This is a genomic window from Chitinophagales bacterium, from assembly GCA_013816805.1.
Taxonomy (GTDB): Bacteria; Bacteroidota; Bacteroidia; order Chitinophagales; family UBA10324; genus MGR-bin340.
In genome coordinates, this window is the sequence record JACDDS010000006.1 from 104,535 (window position 1) to 125,236 (window position 20,702).

Annotated in this window: 17 protein-coding genes; 8 read left to right on the top strand and 9 right to left on the bottom strand. The window is 39.0% G+C overall.

Going from position 1 to position 20,702, the window contains the following annotated elements:
• The first annotated feature begins 168 nt into the window (after positions 1 to 168).
• A complete protein-coding gene (gene cphA / locus H0W62_06685; protein ID MBA3648225.1) occupies positions 169 to 2,817 on the top strand; it encodes a cyanophycin synthetase in 2,649 nt (882 codons plus the stop codon).
• A gap of 124 nt (positions 2,818 to 2,941) precedes the next feature.
• The gene (locus tag H0W62_06690) at positions 2,942 to 4,180 is read left to right on the top strand and encodes an aminotransferase class I/II-fold pyridoxal phosphate-dependent enzyme (GenBank protein ID MBA3648226.1); all 1,239 of its coding nucleotides are present in this window, start codon (positions 2,942 to 2,944) and stop codon (positions 4,178 to 4,180) included.
• A 232-nt stretch (positions 4,181 to 4,412) separates the two neighbouring features.
• Here H0W62_06690 and H0W62_06695 read toward each other — a convergent pair whose 3' ends face one another.
• Complete coding sequence (locus H0W62_06695; protein ID MBA3648227.1) at positions 4,413 to 4,904, bottom strand: hypothetical protein; 492 nt, start codon at positions 4,902 to 4,904, stop codon at positions 4,413 to 4,415.
• A 134-nt stretch (positions 4,905 to 5,038) separates the two neighbouring features.
• On the opposite strand from H0W62_06695, the gene H0W62_06700 reads away from it, so the two are divergent.
• Both H0W62_06700 and gcvP read left to right on the top strand, forming a co-directional pair.
• A complete protein-coding gene (locus H0W62_06700) occupies positions 5,039 to 5,722 on the top strand; it encodes a VIT1/CCC1 transporter family protein (GenBank protein MBA3648228.1) in 684 nt (227 codons plus the stop codon).
• A gap of 144 nt (positions 5,723 to 5,866) precedes the next feature.
• The gene (gene gcvP, locus H0W62_06705) at positions 5,867 to 8,767 is read left to right on the top strand and encodes an aminomethyl-transferring glycine dehydrogenase (GenBank protein MBA3648229.1); all 2,901 of its coding nucleotides are present in this window, start codon (positions 5,867 to 5,869) and stop codon (positions 8,765 to 8,767) included.
• A gap of 59 nt (positions 8,768 to 8,826) precedes the next feature.
• Here gcvP and H0W62_06710 read toward each other — a convergent pair whose 3' ends face one another.
• Both H0W62_06710 and trpS read right to left on the bottom strand, forming a co-directional pair.
• Positions 8,827 to 9,474, bottom strand: coding sequence for a deoxynucleoside kinase (locus H0W62_06710; GenBank protein MBA3648230.1), 648 nt, complete (start codon positions 9,472 to 9,474; stop codon positions 8,827 to 8,829).
• Between the two features lie 106 nt (positions 9,475 to 9,580).
• Entirely contained in the window at positions 9,581 to 10,576 is a 996-nt protein-coding gene (gene trpS, locus H0W62_06715; protein ID MBA3648231.1) for a tryptophan--tRNA ligase, read from the bottom strand.
• 152 nt (positions 10,577 to 10,728) lie between these two features.
• On the opposite strand from trpS, the gene H0W62_06720 reads away from it, so the two are divergent.
• A complete protein-coding gene (locus H0W62_06720) occupies positions 10,729 to 11,517 on the top strand; it encodes a 1-acyl-sn-glycerol-3-phosphate acyltransferase (GenBank protein MBA3648232.1) in 789 nt (262 codons plus the stop codon).
• Between the two features lie 46 nt (positions 11,518 to 11,563).
• A complete protein-coding gene (locus H0W62_06725; protein MBA3648233.1) occupies positions 11,564 to 12,268 on the top strand; it encodes an ABC transporter ATP-binding protein in 705 nt (234 codons plus the stop codon).
• A gap of 52 nt (positions 12,269 to 12,320) precedes the next feature.
• Here the strand turns inward: H0W62_06725 and H0W62_06730 are convergent, their stop codons facing one another.
• The 6 genes from H0W62_06730 to H0W62_06755 form a co-directional block, all read right to left on the bottom strand.
• On the bottom strand, positions 12,321 to 12,869 hold the full coding sequence (locus H0W62_06730; GenBank protein ID MBA3648234.1) for a hypothetical protein: 549 nt from the start codon (positions 12,867 to 12,869) through the stop codon (positions 12,321 to 12,323).
• An 11-nt stretch (positions 12,870 to 12,880) separates the two neighbouring features.
• On the bottom strand, positions 12,881 to 13,537 hold the full coding sequence (locus H0W62_06735; GenBank protein ID MBA3648235.1) for a hypothetical protein: 657 nt from the start codon (positions 13,535 to 13,537) through the stop codon (positions 12,881 to 12,883).
• Between the two features lie 129 nt (positions 13,538 to 13,666).
• Positions 13,667 to 13,882 (bottom strand): PspC domain-containing protein, encoded by a 216-nt coding sequence (locus H0W62_06740; protein ID MBA3648236.1) that lies wholly within the window; start codon positions 13,880 to 13,882, stop codon positions 13,667 to 13,669.
• Positions 13,883 to 13,907: 25 nt separating this feature from the next.
• Complete coding sequence (locus tag H0W62_06745; protein MBA3648237.1) at positions 13,908 to 15,194, bottom strand: DUF2851 family protein; 1,287 nt, start codon at positions 15,192 to 15,194, stop codon at positions 13,908 to 13,910.
• A gap of 82 nt (positions 15,195 to 15,276) precedes the next feature.
• Positions 15,277 to 16,107 carry an orotidine-5'-phosphate decarboxylase gene (gene pyrF / locus H0W62_06750; protein MBA3648238.1) on the bottom strand — a complete coding sequence of 277 codons (831 nt, stop codon included), beginning with the start codon at positions 16,105 to 16,107 and terminating at the stop codon, positions 15,277 to 15,279.
• A gap of 101 nt (positions 16,108 to 16,208) precedes the next feature.
• Complete coding sequence (locus H0W62_06755) at positions 16,209 to 17,309, bottom strand: Mrp/NBP35 family ATP-binding protein (GenBank protein ID MBA3648239.1); 1,101 nt, start codon at positions 17,307 to 17,309, stop codon at positions 16,209 to 16,211.
• Between the two features lie 204 nt (positions 17,310 to 17,513).
• On the opposite strand from H0W62_06755, the gene H0W62_06760 reads away from it, so the two are divergent.
• Both H0W62_06760 and H0W62_06765 read left to right on the top strand, forming a co-directional pair.
• Entirely contained in the window at positions 17,514 to 18,611 is a 1,098-nt protein-coding gene (locus tag H0W62_06760; GenBank protein MBA3648240.1) for a hypothetical protein, read from the top strand.
• A gap of 116 nt (positions 18,612 to 18,727) precedes the next feature.
• The gene (locus tag H0W62_06765; protein ID MBA3648241.1) at positions 18,728 to 20,455 is read left to right on the top strand and encodes a hypothetical protein; all 1,728 of its coding nucleotides are present in this window, start codon (positions 18,728 to 18,730) and stop codon (positions 20,453 to 20,455) included.
• Positions 20,456 to 20,702 lie beyond the last annotated feature (247 nt).

Below are 20,702 nucleotides of genomic sequence, written 5' to 3' on the forward strand. Positions count from 1 at the left end.
GTAGTGGCTGAAATTGTAATAAAAGATTTCCACATGGCTGACTTTAATGTTGGAAAAATTTCAGTTATGTTTGAAAAATAAAGGTTGTGTTGCTACAGTAATGCTCCTCATTTTCTTGATTTCACAATACTACCGCTTGAATTAGAATAATAATCCTTACCTTTTAATATGGAGATCCTTAATATTCGGGTTATGAATGGTCCTAATTATTGGTCCGTTCGAAGGCATAAGCTTATAGTAATGAAGCTTGATCTGCAGAATCTGGAAGAATACCCTACGAATAAAATACCCGGGTTTCGGGACCGCCTTCAACAACTACTCCCCGGCCTGTATGAACATCATTGCTCGGAAGGAAGCAAGGGAGGTTTTCTGTATCGTGTGGAAAAGGGTACGTGGATGGGGCATGTAATCGAACATATGGCTCTGGAGATACAGACCCTGGCAGGAATGGATGTTGGTTTCGGAAGAACAAGAGAAGCATCTCAGAAAGGAGTTTATAATGTTGTATTCGCATACCTGGAAGCAGAAGCTGGCATTTATACAGCAAAAGCGGCAGTAAGAATTGCTCAGGCTCTTATAGAGGGAAAGCAATATCAGCTGGCGGAAGATATTCAGGCCCTTCGTGAAATACGTGAAGAATACCGTTTAGGCCCCAGCACAGGTTCGTTGGTTGATGAAGCGGTTATGCGCGGCATTCCATACATTCGATTGAATAAACGTTCCCTGGTTCAGCTTGGTTTTGGGGTAAACCAGAAAAGGGTTCAGGCTACAGTGGCCAGCACTACCAGCAGCATTGGTGTTGAGATAGCCGGTGATAAAGAGGAAACAAAAAATTTGCTGGAGAAAGCAGAAATTCCTGTTCCTAAAGGTATGATCTGCTGCGATGTTTATGAATTGCGTGATGCAATAAAAAAGATCGGATATCCTGTAGTCACTAAACCCATAAATAGTAACCATGGAAAAGGAGCTACTACAAACATCCGCAACTGGGACGATGCTCAGAATGGCCTTCTGGCAGCAAAAAAATATTCAGATTCTGTAATTGTGGAGAAATTTATTTCAGGTCATGATCACCGCGTACTTGTAATTGATTACAAGTATGTGGCTGCAGCCAGAAGAACACCTGCCTCAGTAACCGGTGATGGTAATGCTACCATTCAGCAATTGATAGATGAGGTAAACTGTGATTCACGCCGGGGCTATGGCCATGAAAAAGTGCTTACGGCTATTAAGGTGGATGATTTTACTATGAGTATTTTAAAAGAAGGCCGGCTGACCCTTGATACGGTGCCGCCTTTCGGGCAGGAAATCTTGTTAAAGCCAACTGCGAACATTTCCACCGGAGGAACAGCAACGGATATTACGGACCTGGTTCACCCTGACAATATTTTTATGTGTGAACGGATTGCCCGTATTATAGGCCTTGATATTTGTGGTATTGATATTATGACCCCTGATCTAAGCGAACCAATAAATGATATCGGAGGAGCAGTTCTTGAAGTAAATGCTGCTCCGGGTTTTCGAATGCATTTGGCACCTACCGATGGGTTGCCCCGCAATGTAGCGGAACCCGTAATTAATATGTTGTTTCCTCCTGGCACTTCCTCCCGTATTCCCATTATTGCTATTACCGGAACTAACGGTAAAACAACCACTACGCGGCTGATTGCCCATATCCTTAAGCAGGTAGGCTACCGTGTAGGGTTTACTACCACGGATGGCATCTACATACAAAATCAATTGATGATGCAGGGTGACTGTACTGGTCCCGTATCCGCGCAGTTTATTTTAAAGGATCCTACTGTAGAATTTGCAGTGCTGGAGACGGCGCGGGGTGGCATTTTACGCGCCGGCCTTGGATTTGACCATTGCGACATCGGTATCGTTACGAATGTACAGCCAGACCATCTTGGATTGATGGGTATTGACACTATTAAACAGCTTGCAAGGGTAAAAGGAGTGATTCCTGAAAGTGTAACAGCGGATGGTTATGCCATACTCAATGCAGACGACGAACTGGTGTATAAAATGAGAAGTGATGTTAAGTGTAACGTCGCATTGTTTAGTATGGATGAAAAAAATCCATACATCATGGAGCACTGCAGCTTAGGTAAGCTGGCTGCAGTAGCTGAGAATGGTTACGTTACTATTATGAAAGGAAACTGGAAAATTCGTGTGGATAAGATTGCAACTATTCCATTAACATTTGGAGGTAAGGCAGTTTTTAATGTTCAGAATATTTTACCGGCAGTGCTTAGTTGTTTTATGAGGGGAATTAAGATTGAAGACATCCGCTCGGCACTGGAAACATTTATTCCGTCGCCTGCCACCACACCAGGCAGAATGAACCTTTTCCAATTTAAGAATTTTCAGGTTTTAGTAGACTATGCACATAACACTGCCGGGCTGGAGCAACTTTCTAAATTTGTTGAAAAAATAGATGGTAAACCAAAAGTCGGGGTAATAGCAGGAGTAGGAGACCGGCGTGATGAAGACATATTGGAACTAGGAAGCGTTGCCGCACGAACCTTTGATGAAATAGTAATCCGGCAGGATAAAAATCTGAGAGGAAGAACTCCCGAAGAAATCATTGAGTTGATGATGAAGGGGATTGCAGCCGTAAATGAACATAAGAAAGTTAATGTAATTCCGAGTGAAACGGAAGCCATTGAACATGTTATCAGGAATGGAAAAAGAGGATCGTTTATTACCATTTGTTCAGATGTAGTTCCCGACGTGCTTGGAATGATTATGAAGTATAAAGAAGAAGAAGACAACTTTGATTTGGCACGTGAATCAATGATTGACCATAATTGATTAATAGCTATCCTGCGATTATGTGCCTATAGGAAAAAAATAGTTTATCTAACATCTTAACCTTTTTTAGCATCATCTTATGGCTACTGCAACAGCTCCTGAAAAAAAACACATAGTTTCTGAAATGGCTGAATCATTAATAGGTTCGGAGATCATCAAGCTTGCAGCGGAAGTGAATGAGAAAATTAAAAAGGGAGAACCGATTCTCAATTTTACCATTGGTGATTTTGATCCTGAAATATTTCCCATTCCAGAAGAGTTGGAGAAAGAAGTAATTGCTGCTTACCGTAATAAGCAGACAAATTACCCAATGGCTAACGGAATTCCGGAATTGCGAAGAGAGGTGAGCAATTTTTTGACGGAAGCAGGTATTCATTATTCCCCAAATGAAATTCTGATAACAAGTGGAGGACGCCCTGCCATTTATGCTGCTTACCTCACTTTAATTCAGCCTGGCGACAGCGTTATCTTCGCTGTTCCATCGTGGAATAACAACCATTACTGCCATCTTTCAGGTGCACAGCCAATTATGGTTGAAGCCACTAGGGAAAATGGCTTTATGCCTGTTGCCGAGCAGATGCGTCCCCACATTAAAAAGGCTACTTTACTTGCTCTTTGCTCTCCCCAGAATCCTACAGGCACCACATTTTCTAAGGAAAAACTTTCAGAGATATGTGATCTGGTACTCGAGGAAAACGAACGTCGCGGTCCTGATGAAAAGCCGCTATATGTGCTATATGATCAGATGTACTGGCTGCTTACTTACGGAGAAACAGTTCATCACAGCCCTGTTACGGTGCGACCTGAAATGAAGCATTATACCATTTTTATCGATGGGATTTCGAAATCTTTTGCAGCAACGGGTTTAAGAGTTGGATGGGCCTTTGGTCCACAGTATATAATAGATAAAATGAAATCCATACTTTCTCACATCGGGGCATGGGCTCCCAAGCCGGAGCAGGTAGCAGTTGCAAATTATTTAAAGATGAAAGGGCCTATCCGTAATTTTTTATCGCAATTCAGGGAACAGATTGATTTGCGGTTGGAAGGGATTTATAAAGGGTTTATGGATTTAAAAAAGGAAGGTCATAAGGTAGATGCAATTGCTCCGGAGGCTGCCTTATACCTGACGGTGCAGGTTGATCTCAAAGACAGGCAAACGGCAGATGGCAGGTTAATTAAGCATACAGAAGATGTGACTGAATATTTATTGAATGAATGCGGCATTGCATTAGTACCATTTTATGCTTTTGGTTCTTCACATGATTCTACGTGGTACCGTTTAAGCGTAGGAACGTGCAAGCTAAGTGAGATTGAAGAGTCAATTACGAAATTAAGAAAAGGGCTTGAAAAGCTGAAGTGAGAGAGATGTCAGCGGTTATTTCTTTTTATGATTATTGCCGCAACATTTTGCAATAAGATGGCAATTGCTGCACCGCACGTTGGTAAAGTCACGATATGGATCGCTCTTATGTTTTCAGTCCCCGTTAAGCTCAGGTAATTACCTATAGTTAAAATGATTACAAAAGCGCTGCTAGCTACGTTTCTAGGGTGTTGCTTTTGTTCACAGGCTGATTCAATTATTTAATAATAAGTCATTTCATTTTTATTAATTTCTGAATCCATCTGTTACATAGCCACAAAACAATAAATCCCGCCGCCGCCACTGCAGCATCCAATAACGCCCAGAAAAAAGGCACTTCCCGCATGGGTTCGATAACTAAAGCCATTACAACGGAAAGCAACGCCGCAATCATTCCCCACTGTATAACCCAATGGTTGCGTATCGGATCACGCAATGGGCCAAGGAAAGCAATCGCAATAAGAAAATGTGCAAAGCCCAGCCAGTAATAGCCATATACCATAAAAGGATATTTATTGTTATTCTCCGTAACAGCGGTATAGACAGTATGGAGCCAGTCAAGCAGGAATGTCGGGAGGAATTTCATTTTATGAATAACTATGGCCAGCTCGGTTTGTAACGGAAATGCAGAAATTCCATTTGAAATCAACCCTAATATAGTGACTATAATAGCAATTTTTATTTTTTGCCGAAGGTTTAACCGTTTAGTAATATCCAAGCCCATAGTAGTCGGTTTTTACCGTAATGAATTTAGCAAAGTATATTTATTCTGTTTAAGAAATAATTTCAGAGCGGTAAAAATTGCATTCCTTTACCAAATTTTTATTTGTTCCTTTTGCTAAAAAGCAGTTCGATTAAATGCATGAAGAAAAACATTTCAAAAGCCCGGATGTTGTTAAAGATATAGTGATTGGCATGGCGGACGGCCTAACCGTTCCCTTTGCGCTTGCTGCCGGGTTGAGCGGAGCAGTAGATTCCAATTTCGTTATTATCACTGCTGGTATTGCGGAAATTGTTGCAGGGTCCATTGCTATGGGCCTCGGTGGATATCTTGCCGGGCGAACTGATTCAGATCACTATTACACTGAAGTAAAGCGGGAATATGAAGAAGTAGAATACTTGCCTGAGGTGGAGAAGAAAGAGATCCGCGAAATGCTTTCTGAGTATGGAATTTCAAATGACACGCAGCATAAAGTAGCAGATGAGCTGTCACTAAATAAAGATAAATGGGTTGATTTTATGATGAAGTTTGAATTAGGGTTGGAAGAACCAAGAATTAATCGTGCCAGAAAAAGCGCTTTTAATATAGCAGTATCCTATATTGTTGGTGGAATGATTCCTTTAAGTGCATACTTTATAACTTCCCGGCCTTATGATGGATTGCTTATTTCCTCTGCTATCACCTTAGCTGCACTTTTTCTATTCGGATATTTGAAAGCAAAACTAACGGATCAGCCACGCTGGTCTGGTGCCTGGAGTACTGCAGGCATTGGAACCCTTGCTGCAGCTGCTGCATACCTCATTGCAAAAGCAATCAGTTAAATTTATTGATCCAGTATTGCCATTCCTTCATTGTAATTCTTACCGCTTTTTAATATGCAGGAGTGTTCTTATATAGGGAACTCATCTTAATTTTTACTCATTATCAATTAACTTTGCGGACATAAAAAAATATTTTCCATTCACATGACTTCTAATAATATTCCTACTGGTTTTGCCGCGCGGCACATTGGTATTGAAGAGTCAGATTTAAAAGAAATGCTTCATGAAGTAGGTGCCGAATCACTTGATCAGTTAATCGGTGAATCTGTTCCTGAAAGCATTCGATTAACCCATGCTCTGGATATAGCACCCGGATTGAGTGAATATGAATATTTAATTAAGATCGGAAATATCGCGAAGAGGAACAAGCAGTATCGCAGCTATATAGGGATGGGCTATTATGGAACCATTACACCACCTGTCATTCTACGAAATCTTTTTGAGAATCCGGGTTGGTACACACAATACACTCCCTACCAGGCAGAGATTGCGCAGGGTCGTCTTGAATCGCTGCTTAATTTTCAGACGATGGTGATTGATCTTACAGGCTTGGATGTAGCAAATGCTTCGTTACTCGATGAAGCAACGGCTGCTGCAGAATCCATGCTGATGCTATTTCATTCAAGGGGACCATCTGAATCAAAAAAATATGAATTTTTTGTTTCGGATAAATTATTTCCCCAAACCACAGATGTTTTAAAGACACGTGCATTTCCGCTTGGTATTACATTAACAATAGCCAGTCACCGTGATATAAAATGGAATGAAAATATATTCGGTGCCATTCTTCAATATCCTGATGATGATGGCTTGGTAGATGATTATTCCGCATTTATAGAGCAGGCACATGAGCAGGGGATTAAAGTAATTGTAGCAGCTGACCTGTTAGCATTAACATTGTTGAAATCGCCTGGTGAGATGGGCGCGGACGTTGCAATTGGATCTGCACAGCGGTTTGGGGTGCCCATTGGATTTGGAGGGCCTCATGCGGCATATTTTGCTGCAACAGATATGTATAAGCGTCAGATGCCGGGCAGAATTATCGGAGTGTCCGTGGATTCACACGGCAATCCTGCCTATCGAATGGCACTGCAAACCCGCGAGCAGCATATCCGGCGTGAAAAAGCAACTTCAAATATTTGCACCGCACAGGCCTTACTCGCAAACATAGCTGCAATGTATGCCGTGTACCATGGCCCGCGCGGACTAAAACAAATTGCTTCTACTGTACATCAGCGTGCAATTTTTCTCGCGAATGCCCTTGGGCACTTTGGATTCAGACAAGTCAATAATTTCTTTTTTGATACTCTTAAGATCAGTGTTGGAGAAAAGGAAATTCTTAATGATATAAAATCGCTCGCAGAAAAAGCACAGATAAATTTTCGGTTTTTCGAAAGTGATGAAATAGGAATTTCACTTGATGAAACTACATCAGAAGAGGATATTGAAAACATTATAAAAGTTTTTCGTGAAGTATCCAACCAATCCAATGAGGCATTAGCTACTAATCTTACCACTGTTCGGATTCCGGAAGGGGTTATAAGAACCTCCGCCTTTCTTTCCCATCCGGTATTTAATACGCATCATTCGGAAACACAATTGATGCGATACCTAAAGCTTTTAGAAAGCAGGGATCTGGCACTCAATACTTCTATGATACCACTTGGTTCGTGCACTATGAAGCTGAACGCTGCAGCTGAAATGATTCCGGTAAGCTTTCCGGAATTTTCACAGATACATCCTTTTGTGCCGGCTGATCAGGTGAAAGGATATCTTGAGATTATTCAGGAATTAGAAAATGATCTTTGTAAGATTACGGGATTTGAAGCCTGTTCTCTACAGCCAAATTCGGGTGCACAAGGAGAATATGCCGGATTGATGGTGATAAGGGCTTATCACCGTGATAAAGGTGACAAACATCGTAATGTAGTGCTGATACCTACCTCGGCCCACGGCACTAATCCCGCAAGTGCAGTAATGGCAGGCTTGAAAGTAGTACTGGTGAAGTGCGATGAGGAAGGAAATGTACAGATGGATGATTTGAAAAAACGAGCTGTAGAGCATAAAGATGATCTTTCATCACTAATGATTACATATCCGTCAACACATGGCGTGTTTGAAGAAAGCATCAAGGAGATCTGCAGCACCATTCATGAAAATGGTGGGCTGGTTTATATGGATGGTGCGAATATGAATGCCCAGGTAGGGTTGACCAGTCCCGCGGAAGTAGGGGCAGATGTGAATCACATCAACCTGCATAAAACTTTCAGTATCCCTCATGGCGGTGGCGGCCCCGGGATGGGTCCTATATGTGTTACAAAAAAATTAGCTCCATATCTGCCTTCGCATCCTGTAATAAAAACAGGAGGTGAAAAAGGTATATCTGCTATTTCATCTGCACCATGGGGAAGCGCAAGCATCTTAATTATTTCATATGGATACATTAAAATGCTTGGTGCCGAAGGTTGTACACTTTCAACGAAATATGCGATACTTAATGCAAACTATATTAAGTCCAGATTAGAGAAACATTATTCCATTCTTTATAAAGGAAAGAGAGGACGTTGTGCACACGAAATGATTATAGATATGCGTGAGTATAAAAAATATGGAATTGAAGTGGAGGATGTAGCAAAGCGGCTGATGGATTATAATTTTCACGCTCCTACCGTTTCCTTTCCTGTTCCCGGCACCATGATGATTGAACCTACGGAAAGTGAAGATAAGGCAGAACTGGACCGGTTCTGTAATGCTATAATCAGCATCCGGCGTGAGATACAGGAAGTGATAGATGGTGACGCGGACAAAACAGATAATGTTTTGAAGAACGCGCCGCATACTGCCTTTGAGGTTACCTCGGATGAATGGAGTCATAAATATCCGCGGGTTAAAGCTGCTTATCCGCTAGCCTACCTAAAACACAATAAATTCTGGGCTTCAGTGGGGCGTATCAATAATACTTTTGGCGACCGTAATTTAATCTGTACCTGTCCCACCATGGAGAGTTATGCAGAAGAAGTAGTTGGGGCGACTGGTGTAGAATGAATACCGGCTGAAATCGTTTATCATAGTTTCAGCTGAACAGACAACAAATAAAAAAAGGGTTAAAAAAGTCCGTGTAATTCAGCTCTGACTTTATTAATAACAAAGCCGAGGTCTTCGGGATTTTCTGCAAAGTTGCATTTGTCGATATCGATTATTAACAGTTTCCCCTGCTTGTAATTTACAACCCAATTTTCATAGTATTCATTAAGGCGTCTTAAATAATCGAGGCGCAGGTTATCTTCATACTCACGTCCTCGTTTTTGAATTTGCCCCACAAGGGCGCCGATAGAACCGCGCAGATAAATTAAAAGATCCGGAGGCTTAATAAGCGCACTAATGGTTTTATATAAACTTGTATAATTTTCAAAATCGCGCCTGGTCATCAGGCCCATTGCATGCAGGTTTGGAGCAAAAATCTGAGCATCTTCATAGATGGTTCGGTCCTGAATCACAGTAGTATCGCCCTGCTGAATTTTCACGATCTGGCCAAACCGGCTATTTAAAAAATAAATCTGCAGGTTAAATGACCATCGTGGCATATTTTCATAAAAATCGTACAGATAAGGATTGTTATCTACATCCTCATAGTGCGGTTCCCAGTTAAAATGTTTAGCGAGCAGTGTTGTCAGCGTAGTCTTTCCAGCTCCTATGTTACCTGCAACAGCAATATGCTTTATGGTGGAAGACTTTATTTCTTTTTTTGCCATTTATCAGGTTAAAGTGTATTACTTAATAGCGGCAACTCATCATAATTTTCTTGAATAGGGCTGCTTTCCACCGTGAAATATTGAAGATTTGTGTGAAGATAATAATCTAGAATTTTTTTATACCTATTATTTCGCGTACCTCCCTTATTGTTTTTGAAGCACTTGCTTTAGCTTTTTCCATTCCGGATTTCACCACTTCATGCAAAAAGTTATTATCGGAAGCATATTCATTTGCCTTTAACCGTATAGGGGATGTGAATTCAATTATATCTTCAGCAAGTTGCTTTTTCATATCTCCGTAGCGGATGGTCCCGTTATCATATTGGTTCTCGAAATAATCAGTTTTATCTGCAGAGGACACCAGTTTCATCAGGTTAAAAAGATTCTGAATTGATTCTGATTTTGTTTCATTTGTTTGTCCGGGTCCGGAATCAGTTACAGCTTTCATTACTTTTTTTCGGATAAGGTCCGGTTCATCAACCAGAAAAACAGCGTTGCCTTCTCCTTCGGATTTTCCCATTTTTCCGGATCCGTCTAGACCAAGTACTTTTACAAGCTCGTTGGAAAAATTGAAGGCCTGAGGTTCCGGAAAGTAATCAACTCCATACAGGTGGTTAAATCGAACTGCAAAATTCCTGGTCATTTCAAGGTGTTGTTTCTGATCTTTCCCGACAGGTACTTTATCCGCTTTGTGCAGGATTATATCTGCAGCCATTAAAACAGGATAGGTAAGTAATCCTGCATTAACATTACCCGGATTTTTACTCACTTTCTCTTTGAATGAGGTACCGCGCTCCAATTCACCCACGTACGAGAGCATATTTAGAAATAAGTAAAGTTCTGCCGTTTCAGGTAAATCGCTTTGTATATATATGGTGGCTTTATCAGGATTTAAACCGCACGCAAGATATTCTGCCAGCACCTGCCGCACGGAACCATGTAAATCAACTGGATGAGGATGAGTTGTAAGAGAATGGTAATCGGCAATAAAAAAGAAACAGAGGTAATCATCCTGCATCTTCAAAAAATTCTGTATGGCTCCGAAGTAATTTCCGAGATGTAAATTACCAGTTGGCCGAATGCCGCTAACCACCGTTTCCATAGCAGCAAAGTAATATAAATTGAGAATTGCTCAAAATTCCATCGCATTATCAACTTTTAAAATCTGAAATTAAAGTTACTTTGAGTAAATAATTTTAAACAGTTACTACCAGTGAAATTCAAGTTATTAATTTGGCAAATAATTTTATGGTTGTGAAAAATGGACTATATCTTCTCAAGGTTCTATGGGCATATTATTACTTCTTAATATTTACATTAATATTTCTTGTTTTATATCCCGCTTTCCTGATCTTATTGTCAAAAGAAAAATGGTTTCCTGAGGTAAATTGGTTAAGGGTAGTTTGGGCTCGGATACTCTTTTTATTTACCGGAATTATTTATGAAATACGGTACGAAAAAATTCTGGACCGTAGCCAAACCTATATTTTCTGCCCGAATCACTTTTCCTATATTGATATTCCAATGAGCGCATTGGTGGTAAAAAGAAACTGGCGCTTTATGGCTAAAACGGAATTGAGTACCATTCCGGTTCTTAATATTTTTTTTAAACGCCTTGATATTACTGTTGACAGACGAAACCTGCGTGAATCTTATAAGGCGAATCAAAAGGCAGGAGAAAGTCTGGACGAGGGTATTAATATAGTGGTATATCCGGAAGGTACTATTGGATCTCATCAACCGGAATTAGAACGTTTTAAAAATGGGCCATTTCGGTTAGCAATAGAAAAACAGGTTCCCATTGTGCCCGTAACCATGGCAGACAATGGCAAAATTCTTTTTGTGGATGGTTGGAAAATGTATGGCCGTCCGGGAATAGCAAGAGTGTTTGTACATTCGCCAGTTGAAACCCACGGCATGACTATGGCTGATTTGCCAATGCTAAAAAATAAGGTATTTACCCTCATAGATCACCAGTTAAAAGTATATGAATTCAGGAACAGACATCAGAAATTAACGGCCGGGCATCATAAAGAATCTTAAGTGTTTCACTGAAAAATATACTTTAATCAAACGTTAATTATAAAATATGCCTGAAGTTATTTCCCTGCAAAATATATCGAAGAATTATGTTATTGAAAAGGTGATAATACCTGCACTAAAAAATATTACGCTTTCAATACATAAGAATGAATATGTCGCATTAATGGGGCCTTCGGGTTCTGGGAAGTCTACTTTAATGAACCTTTTAGGTGCGCTGGACACAGCTACCAGCGGTCAATATTTTTTAAACGGGCAGGATGTAAGTATATTAAGCGATAATGATCTTGCTATAATTCGCAACAAGGAGATCGGTTTTGTTTTTCAGACTTTTAATCTGATGCCCAGAATGACGGCTTTGGAGAATGTAGCTTTACCATTAATTTATGCCGGCAAAAACAGGACTTTCAGGGAACAGCAGGCAATGGCAATGCTTAAGGCTGTTGGGCTTGAAGATCGAGTGGATCACAAGCCTAATGAACTCTCAGGAGGACAAAAACAAAGAGTGGCTATTGCCAGAGCGCTTGTAAATAATCCCTCTATTATTTTAGCTGATGAGCCTACAGGAAATCTCGATAGTAAAACTTCCAACGAAATCATGGGAATCTTTGATAAGATCCATGCTGCAGGCAATACGGTGATATTGGTTACCCATGAAGAAGATATTTCCTTATTTGCGCATCGTATTGTACGGATAAGGGACGGTGAAGTGGCATCTGATCTCATAAATGAAAAAAGAGCTGTATTCGCATAATTGCTTTCGCCCAACCGTCACCTGAATTATTGATAAAAATTATTTAACAGGATTATTCCTGTTTTCCTTTTTCACCGGTAAACTGGTGGTCTTTATTCTTAAAAAGCACATTAAAAGAAGTTAGTGATCCGTAAACGCGGGTGATATATTGCTGTAAATTCACCTTATCTTCATCAGTAAGTTTCGAATGGCTATTTATATTTTGTTCGAGTACCCGTAACCGGTCACGCAACATTACAATTTTATGAAAAAAAATATCGATCGGCATTTCCTTTGGCTGAAGTTTGCTATCGCCGGGTTTTAGGATCAATGTCCCATTTACCCACCGATCGCCAAGAGGTACTACCTCCTGCAAATCAACCCATCTGCGGAGAATTCCAAGTAAAGACTTCTCTAATTCGGAAAGTGTTTCTATTTCTGATGAGATTTCTTCTGCGTGTAAAACTTCGAGGTGTGCATCATATTGATTGATCTCCTGCGGACCGGCATCCATGAAAGTTATCAGGTAGGTGGTTAACCGGATTCCGGTAATAACGCCCTGGCCATATTTAGGATGTTGAACCCTGCTGCCAATACCTGCTGTGCTTAAGTCCTCTTTCATTATTACTAAACTCATTCAATTTTATTCTTTAATATCAGATCGCAAAGCTGTTCCGCATTTAATATTTCATATTTTTTTATTGACCTGATTTCCGCTTCGCTCAATCCATAATCCTTATATGCTTTTATTAATAAAATGTCAATTCGAATGGTAAATATAGCATGTGCAACCTCATTGTAGCTTGTCTTAAAATCCGGACCCGGGTCTTTTTGCTTTTTATCCTCGCACAGGTTCCAGAGACGGGTCATGATATCATTTATATAGTTCATGGCATTTGCGTCGCCCTTTATTCTTAAAATATTTGTAGTTCCAAAGTGCATGGATGTAACTTCGAGAGAATAATGGTAATTCCATACCTCCTTCCTTATTTCTGTATTGAAGCTTATTACCTCAGACCCGATACCTGGAAATGGATTTTCCTTTCTTATAAGTGTAGTGTAGTTATAAAAACCGTTCATTACATTCATAATTCGCCGGTACTTCCTGAGGCTTAGCGTATTCTCCTGCTTCAATTCATCTATCATTTTCAGCATTAAGAAAAAATAATTATAGATGTTTTGAAGAGAACCGAAAAGGGTTACAAAATCGAGCGCATCCCAGTTCCTCTTCAATTTTATAGTGACGGTTTTTTTCTTACTCGTGTTGACTTTTTCGTTAGCTTGTTCCATTCTTAAGTGAGTATAGTATAAAAAAATTATTATTATAATAGATGATAGTTATCGCTTCATGTCAATTCAAATAACCTGTATAAAATATAAGAAATACTTCAACAATAATTCCGGCAGGCTAAGCATGATTTATTCCCATAAAGGACTTCGATTGCGGGCAATGTATTTTTTTAAATTAATCCAAAAGGCGAGGATCAGGTAGATTATTACAGGTGACGTAACGGTAATAAATGTGGTGTAAATAAAAAAAAGCCTGATATAAGATGAAGCGATTCCAAGGCGTTCGCCAATATAAGTGCACACTCCAAATATTCTTCCTTCCACAAAATATTTAAACCGATTCATAATACAAAAATATGTCGTTTACAATTTATACAAGATGATTAGAACTGTTCTCTGAAGAAGTCAGGCTAAAATCGTTTTTAGAAAGAATTTTATTGCCTACAGCACATTCCAGACAACGGAAATTATTACAATAGTTGTTTCGTAAGTGGAGCAACGCCTGGGAGTCAAATGCGGATAATACTGAAATACCAATTTGTTTCCAGCTTTCTGTCACTCTGTTCTTTTCTGCTGCTACTAATTCTAATAATTTAAGGGAGCGATTCATGAAAACATCTTCGTCTTTATATTTTCCATAAAGAAATAGAAAAGGAATAACGGTATTGATAAGAAGCAAATCAATGGAATCTTGTCCAAAATGTTTTTTCTTTATTAAAGATATTTTTTCAAAGCGGTAATGATTAAGCCAATACAGAGAGGGAGCAGTTTCGAAGAAAGATCCTATTACTTTCTCATTCGATTCCTCAATAATTTTAGAAAAAAGATGATTCGATTGAAATATCAGCTGAGCAAATTGTGCCAGCCTGACTGTGGGAAAATTGGCTGGACGCAATCTTAGAAATTTCCATAAATGCTTTTTCAGTGGCTTTAGGCCGTATTTTTTTTTGAGAAAATCAAATTCCTTTTTTAACTGATTAGGATATTCCTCGGTGAATTTTTCACTTAGAAAGCCCGCTGTTCCGAACACCAGTGCTTCTACCTGGATCAAATTATTTTTATGCTTTGCCAATATTTTTACAGGAAGAGATCGTGCAAGCAGGCGAAACGGCTCCGCATTTACTTTCGCACCAAAGGACTGCGCAAGATATTGATAAAAGGTATCTTCCCAGTTGTTGCCATTTTCTAAAAGTGACTGAGTAATCAGCTGTACCTTTTGCTCGAGCCTGTCAACCATTAACCTGTGCAGCCATTGACTCATAGTTATGGAATCAATCTTCTTTATATGATTCTGGCATGGAATGCCTTCCGGGCTCCTTATTAAGCTTTGATAAGTTTCAAAGATGTTTTCATCAAAATGATTTTTAATTTGTACGCAGGGAATTAAAGAACCATCCTTGCGAAAAATGTTCGAATCATTTTCATAAACTACATGAAGAATCACATTGTCATACGCAGTGTCTGTTTGATGGTGGTGCAAATTCCATTCTGAAGCTTTTATATGAATCTCCACATTGCCTACCCATTGCGTTTCACCGATTTTAACCCGCGCATTCACAAAGTCGGGTCCTGCATCTTTATTATAGTTACCTGCCGAAATAATTTGAATTGGTTCGTGAAGCGTAGTTTCCAATTGCGAGTTATTCAGCAATTTCATTTTCCAGAGATAATGGAGAAAAGATTCAGTCACGGTAAGAGATGAAATAGAAAGTTATTATAATCCAATAAGATAAGAAAAATTAATAACTCAGGTAGCCCTTCATTTCAGACGCAATGGTTTCAGCTTCCATTCTTGCCATCTGCCCAAAATTTTTCTGCTGTGAAGCATAGATGATGCTTCTTGAAACATTAACCAGTAAACCGCATTGCTTATTCAAGCCATTTTCAGCAACATCTTTAAGAGTACCACCCTGGGCACCTATACCGGGGACCAGGAGAAAATGGTTTGGCAAAAGCGTACGAATGTTTAAAAAAAGTTCACGATGGGTAGCACCAATCACATACATCATGTTATCTGCATTTCCCCATTGCATGGAACCTTTAATCACTTTTTGATATAAAAATTCTTCATTTAAAGTTTTGATCTCCGGATTCATCTGGAAATCGGCTGCTCCTTTGTTTGAAGTAAGTGCCAGCAGGATTACCCACTTATTTTTATACTCTAAAAATGGGGTAATGGAATCTTCCCCCATGTATGGAGCAGCAGTGATTGCATCAAAATTAAATCCTGAAGATTCCGGATCAAAAAAAGCCTGTGCATATTTAGAAGAGGTATTTCCAATGTCGCCGCGCTTAGCGTCGGCAATAGTAAAAATATTTTCAGGAATGTAATTAAAGGTTCTCACCATACTTTCCCAACCCTTTACTCCCATAGCTTCATAAAACGCTGAGTTAATTTTATAAGCTACGCAGAGATCCTTTGTAGCATCTATAATTTGCTTGTTAAATTCGAAAATCGGATCCTGGCAGGAAAGGAGATAAGGTGGAATTTTTTTAATATCCGTATCCAGGCCAATACATAAAAATGATTTTTTTTGTTGAATGTTTTCAAATAAGTCCTGCCGTGTCAATGTATTAAAAGAGTTTAAAACAAGTAGCAAAAACTAGCAGTTCAATTAGGGATACCATTAGGCAATTATAATTATATATTTATAACAATGATACTCCTTTGTCAATTCACAATTTCTACCACCTTTGTAGATTCCAGATTAGCATTTCTGATGGCCACATGCTGAGCTACGCTCTGCGCAAGGTTATAAAAAACTTCGGAGCTAATTCTTTCGCCGCTTAAAACTGCAGGTTTCCCATTATCACCTCCTTCGCGAATACTCTGCACTATAGGAATCTGCCCCAGCAATGGTGCTTCAAATTCTTCTGCCAGTTTTTGTCCGCCTCCCTTTCCGAAAATGTAATACTTGTTCTCAGGAAGTTCAGCAGGTGTGAAGTATGCCATATTCTCTACAATACCGAGAATCGGGACATTTATTGGGTGAATATTAAACATCCCTAATGCTTTTTTTGCATCTGCCAAAGCAACATCCTGTGGAGTTGTTACAATTATAGCACCTGTAACCGGAACAGTTTGTACGAGGGTAAGATGAATATCTCCGGTTCCCGGAGGAAGGTCCACAATAAGATAATCCAGTTCGCCCCAGTCACACTCACTTACAAATTGACGAAGTGCAGATGAGACCATAGGACCACGCCAAACAACCGCTTGTTTCTCATCAACCAGTAATCCAATGGAAAGAACTTTTATACCAAACTTTTCAATCGGAAGCATGAGATGCTTTCCATCTATCTCTCTTACTTGCGGGCGCTGACCTTTTATATCCATCATTATAGGAATAGATGGGCCATAAATGTCTGCATCTATTAAACCTACCGATGCATTATTTTTTGCTAAGCCTATTGCAAGATTTACAGCAACAGTTGATTTCCCAACGCCGCCCTTACCGGATGCAACAGCAATAATATTTTTAACTCCCGGCAAAACTTTTTTGTTGTCTTTTCGCCGGGATGTAACATCAGAATCCATACGTATTGTCACTTTGGCATCTGCAGATATCAAATGATGAATAGCATTTTCACACGATTGCCTGATGGTTTCTTTTAAAGGGCAAGCGGGTGTAGTAAGTATCACGGTAAATGAAATATTACTACCATCAATTAGTATATCGCTTACCATATTGAGGGTCACCAGATCCTGATGGAGGTCTGGATCGTCTACATAGCTTAATGCTTTTAATACCTGCTCTTTTGTGATTTCCATGAGATACCCGATTAATACAAAGTTAAGAACAAAGCCTGGAAGGGATAAGAGATAAATCTGTTTGGCAAAACCATATTCCGCATCAGTGAATTCACGGACTACTTAACATTAATTTAACGTATATAAACAATTATTTAACACTGATAACTATTGGATAACTATTCCGCCATCTACCTTTACTTTTTTATACTCAACGCCAGCTACATGAAAAAATCCTTCTTTTTCGTTATATTGTTTTTAGCTTCTTGTCTGGTTCACGCACAGGAAAGCACACCGTCCCTTTTTAATCCGGTAATTAAATTTAAGGGATTAGTACAGGCTCGTTATGAACAATCGCTCTCCGACAGCATCGACGTTAATGGAAAAATAGCTTCTGCTCCTTTAAAGTCAAACTTCAGATTGCGCCGCATTGAATTACGGGCAGATATCACTTTGAACAACCATTGGTCGGGTGTAATTCGGGTTCAGCTGCCAGAATTAAAAACCCCTACTCCCGGCAGAGCTATTGAGTTAGCATACTTTGAATACAAATACAATAGCCACTTCAGCATTAGGGGTGGTCAGTTTAAAGTTCCCTATGAATTGGATGAATTAACCAGCCATGAGGACCTGCGCATGATTGACCGTGGTACCACAGACAGAATTATTGTAAGTAATAATTATGCTTCTTACCAGCCAGGATTAATGGTATTCGGGACTTTTTTAACCAATACACCTGTAAATTATTATGCCAGCATTACTAATGGGAGCGACCGGTCTTTACCTTTTGATAATAATTCACAGAAAAATTTTACAGGCCGTTTGGAATTTTATCCCATTAAAAGCCTTCGCCTGGCGGTTAATGGACAGACTGCAGGAATAACTAAAAACGTGACAGGCAGTACTGGTGGAGTTGATTTTAGCTTACAGCAAAAGCTGTCTGATAAGTTAAATTTGATTGTTGAAGGAGAATATATGGGCGGAACAAATATTCTTGCTTATACAGCATCATCTGATTCAGTTAAAAAAGCCAAAGATTTTAATATCAATAGCTATTTCGGACAAGCGCTGCTTCGGATCAATATTGCCCAGCCCTGGTGCCGAACCTTTGAAATCGGCGGAAAGTATGAAAATACGAATCCTCTTCATTCTGCAGATAATGATGCATTTTCAACAATCACGGCAGGAATTGGATTTATTTTCCTTCCTGATAATGATGCCCGCCTTCAGATCAATTTTATTCACACTGATTACCAATTAGAAATTCAGGGAGCCCAGAAGAATAATAATATGCTGGTAGCACAATTACAGTTAAAGATTTAATTCTTTATGTCTTAATTCAATCAGTCATTCTTTAATTAAGATTATAGTTCTCAGTTGTTTCTGTCACAGTAATTTGTTACTTATGAGGAATATCCACTATACTCAGCAGTATTATTATGGAATCTTCGGGTCTTACTTATGATTTAATAAAAAAAATAAGAGCTGCTTCTGCATATTTCGGAAACCATCATACTGATGAAAAAAAGCAATTATTACTCCAGGCGGGCAAATGTAAAATAAAGAATGTTTCTACTCTGGTAGCCTACCACGATTGCCTCCTGTTTTTATTAGCATATCCGGAAACAAAAGAGTTACTGCACATGGCCAGGAATGAATTATTGCGGGTGGGTATGGTGTCTAAAAAGTTTTCTTCCGGAGTAAATAAAAGAAATAGTATTCAGCTTGTAAATACAGGTGTTGTCTGGAGTAAAATTCAGGTTTCTTTTAGTTATGATTTAATAAAATGGTTAATTCATGAATATAGAGGTCGTGTTCAATTATTCTCTATTGACGCAAATCCGGAAACAGTAAGAAATATTATTTTGCATGGCTTAACGGATATAGAGTATGAAAGTTGGCTGTCCAAAAAACTATCTATTCAGAAATGCATTCAACACTTAAAAAAGGACAATAACCTATCTGACCTTGAATTTCTGTTGCTGCTCTTCGAAAACATCAATTGTACAAACCGAATCCGGGATACTCTTTTTGAATCACTTGAATTATTTGTGCAATGGTCATTGGATGAAGATTCACCTTCAAAAACTTTTGCACGATCGCTCAAGCGGAATTTGTTCTTTCATAAAAGTGCATTATACCGAAAGGTAAATTCGACAAGGTTAATTAATCAACCCATCGCAAAGAGCTCAATCCTTTCCTCAGCAGAAAAAAAACATTTGATTACAATTGCACGTGGAATATTGAGTATGTTTTTAAGGGAAACAGATCCGGTTACTTATGCAGACGCAGATAGAGTAGAGCTTTATGATATGAAACGCGGTATTGATGTTGCATTATATCCTATGATATCTGCGAGGCGCCTGTCGCTGGAAAGCTATATCGGTTATCAGTCATTTAAAAATCAAATACCTGTTGCATATGGTGGTGGCTGGATCTTTGAATACAGCTGTAAAATCGGGATTAACATTTTTGAAGCCTTTCGCGGTGGCGAATCTGCCTACCTATTTTCTCAGATCCTTAGATTATATCGCTGGCGATTTAATATTAAGCAATTCGTAATCGAACCTTATCAATTAGGAAAAAATAACCTGGAGGGGTTACAATCAGGTGCGTTTTGGTTTTACTATCGGTTGGGTTTTCTTCCTGAAAATGGTGAACTGAAATTACTCGCAGAAAAGGAGTTTATAAAAATAACTGAAATAAAAACCTATCGCTCATCAATAGAGGTAATGAAACGACTGGCAGATAGTAATATGATTTTAGATTTAGATCCAAATAATTCTTTTTTAAATCAGGATGTTTCTAAATGGAGTAACCTTATTACTTATATTATTAATACCTGCTTTAATGGTAATCGCCGGCAGGCAGAGGAATATTCAATGAAATTACTTATAGATAATTTGGATACAAAACCAGTTAATTGGAATAGGAGTGAACACTCACTTATGAAGAACTTAAGTGTATTATTAGCATCTGTTCCGCATCTTAATAAGTGGACATTAAAGGATAAACAAAAGCTTCTAAAGTGGCTACAAGCTAAAGAAAATGGTTCAGAAATGGAATCAATTCAGCTTTTTCAAAAGCATAAAATGCTGATTAATAGTTTACGAAACCTAATGGAAAATCCAGTAAAAGCGATTTCTTCTCATAGCGCAATGGTTTAATTTTTCAGCCGGCTTTGCTGTCAGGATTAAGCCGGTAGTCGCTGTAGTTTGGTTAGTTAACAGCATTAATAGACACATAAGTTTCAAGTGTCATTACTAAAGTGATTGCTACATTAGTTGCGGAAAAATATACCCCTGGCATATCATCTTAGAACATGGTTCCGGAATTTAGCAGATAATTTTTCTGAAATTAAATTAGTAACCATATGATTATCAATTTGTAGATCATTAATTGCTTTCTTTTCTT

What these genes read in the sequence shown, in the direction of transcription:
- cphA (MBA3648225.1), top strand. Translation starts at nt 169, where the DNA reads ATGGAGATCCTTAATATTCGGGTTATGAATGGTCCTAATTATTGGTCC.
- H0W62_06690 (MBA3648226.1), top strand. Translation starts at nt 2,942, where the DNA reads ATGGCTGAATCATTAATAGGTTCGGAGATCATCAAGCTTGCAGCGGAA.
- H0W62_06695 (MBA3648227.1), bottom strand. Translation starts at nt 4,904, where the DNA reads ATGGGCTTGGATATTACTAAACGGTTAAACCTTCGGCAAAAAATAAAA.
- H0W62_06700 (MBA3648228.1), top strand. Translation starts at nt 5,039, where the DNA reads ATGCATGAAGAAAAACATTTCAAAAGCCCGGATGTTGTTAAAGATATA.
- gcvP (MBA3648229.1), top strand. Translation starts at nt 5,867, where the DNA reads ATGACTTCTAATAATATTCCTACTGGTTTTGCCGCGCGGCACATTGGT.
- H0W62_06710 (MBA3648230.1), bottom strand. Translation starts at nt 9,474, where the DNA reads ATGGCAAAAAAAGAAATAAAGTCTTCCACCATAAAGCATATTGCTGTT.
- trpS (MBA3648231.1), bottom strand. Translation starts at nt 10,576, where the DNA reads ATGGAAACGGTGGTTAGCGGCATTCGGCCAACTGGTAATTTACATCTC.
- H0W62_06725 (MBA3648233.1), top strand. Translation starts at nt 11,564, where the DNA reads ATGCCTGAAGTTATTTCCCTGCAAAATATATCGAAGAATTATGTTATT.
- H0W62_06730 (MBA3648234.1), bottom strand. Translation starts at nt 12,869, where the DNA reads ATGAAAGAGGACTTAAGCACAGCAGGTATTGGCAGCAGGGTTCAACAT.
- H0W62_06735 (MBA3648235.1), bottom strand. Translation starts at nt 13,537, where the DNA reads ATGGAACAAGCTAACGAAAAAGTCAACACGAGTAAGAAAAAAACCGTC.
- H0W62_06740 (MBA3648236.1), bottom strand. Translation starts at nt 13,882, where the DNA reads ATGAATCGGTTTAAATATTTTGTGGAAGGAAGAATATTTGGAGTGTGC.
- H0W62_06745 (MBA3648237.1), bottom strand. Translation starts at nt 15,194, where the DNA reads ATGAAATTGCTGAATAACTCGCAATTGGAAACTACGCTTCACGAACCA.
- H0W62_06755 (MBA3648239.1), bottom strand. Translation starts at nt 17,309, where the DNA reads ATGGAAATCACAAAAGAGCAGGTATTAAAAGCATTAAGCTATGTAGAC.
- H0W62_06760 (MBA3648240.1), top strand. Translation starts at nt 17,514, where the DNA reads ATGAAAAAATCCTTCTTTTTCGTTATATTGTTTTTAGCTTCTTGTCTG.
- H0W62_06765 (MBA3648241.1), top strand. Translation starts at nt 18,728, where the DNA reads ATGGAATCTTCGGGTCTTACTTATGATTTAATAAAAAAAATAAGAGCT.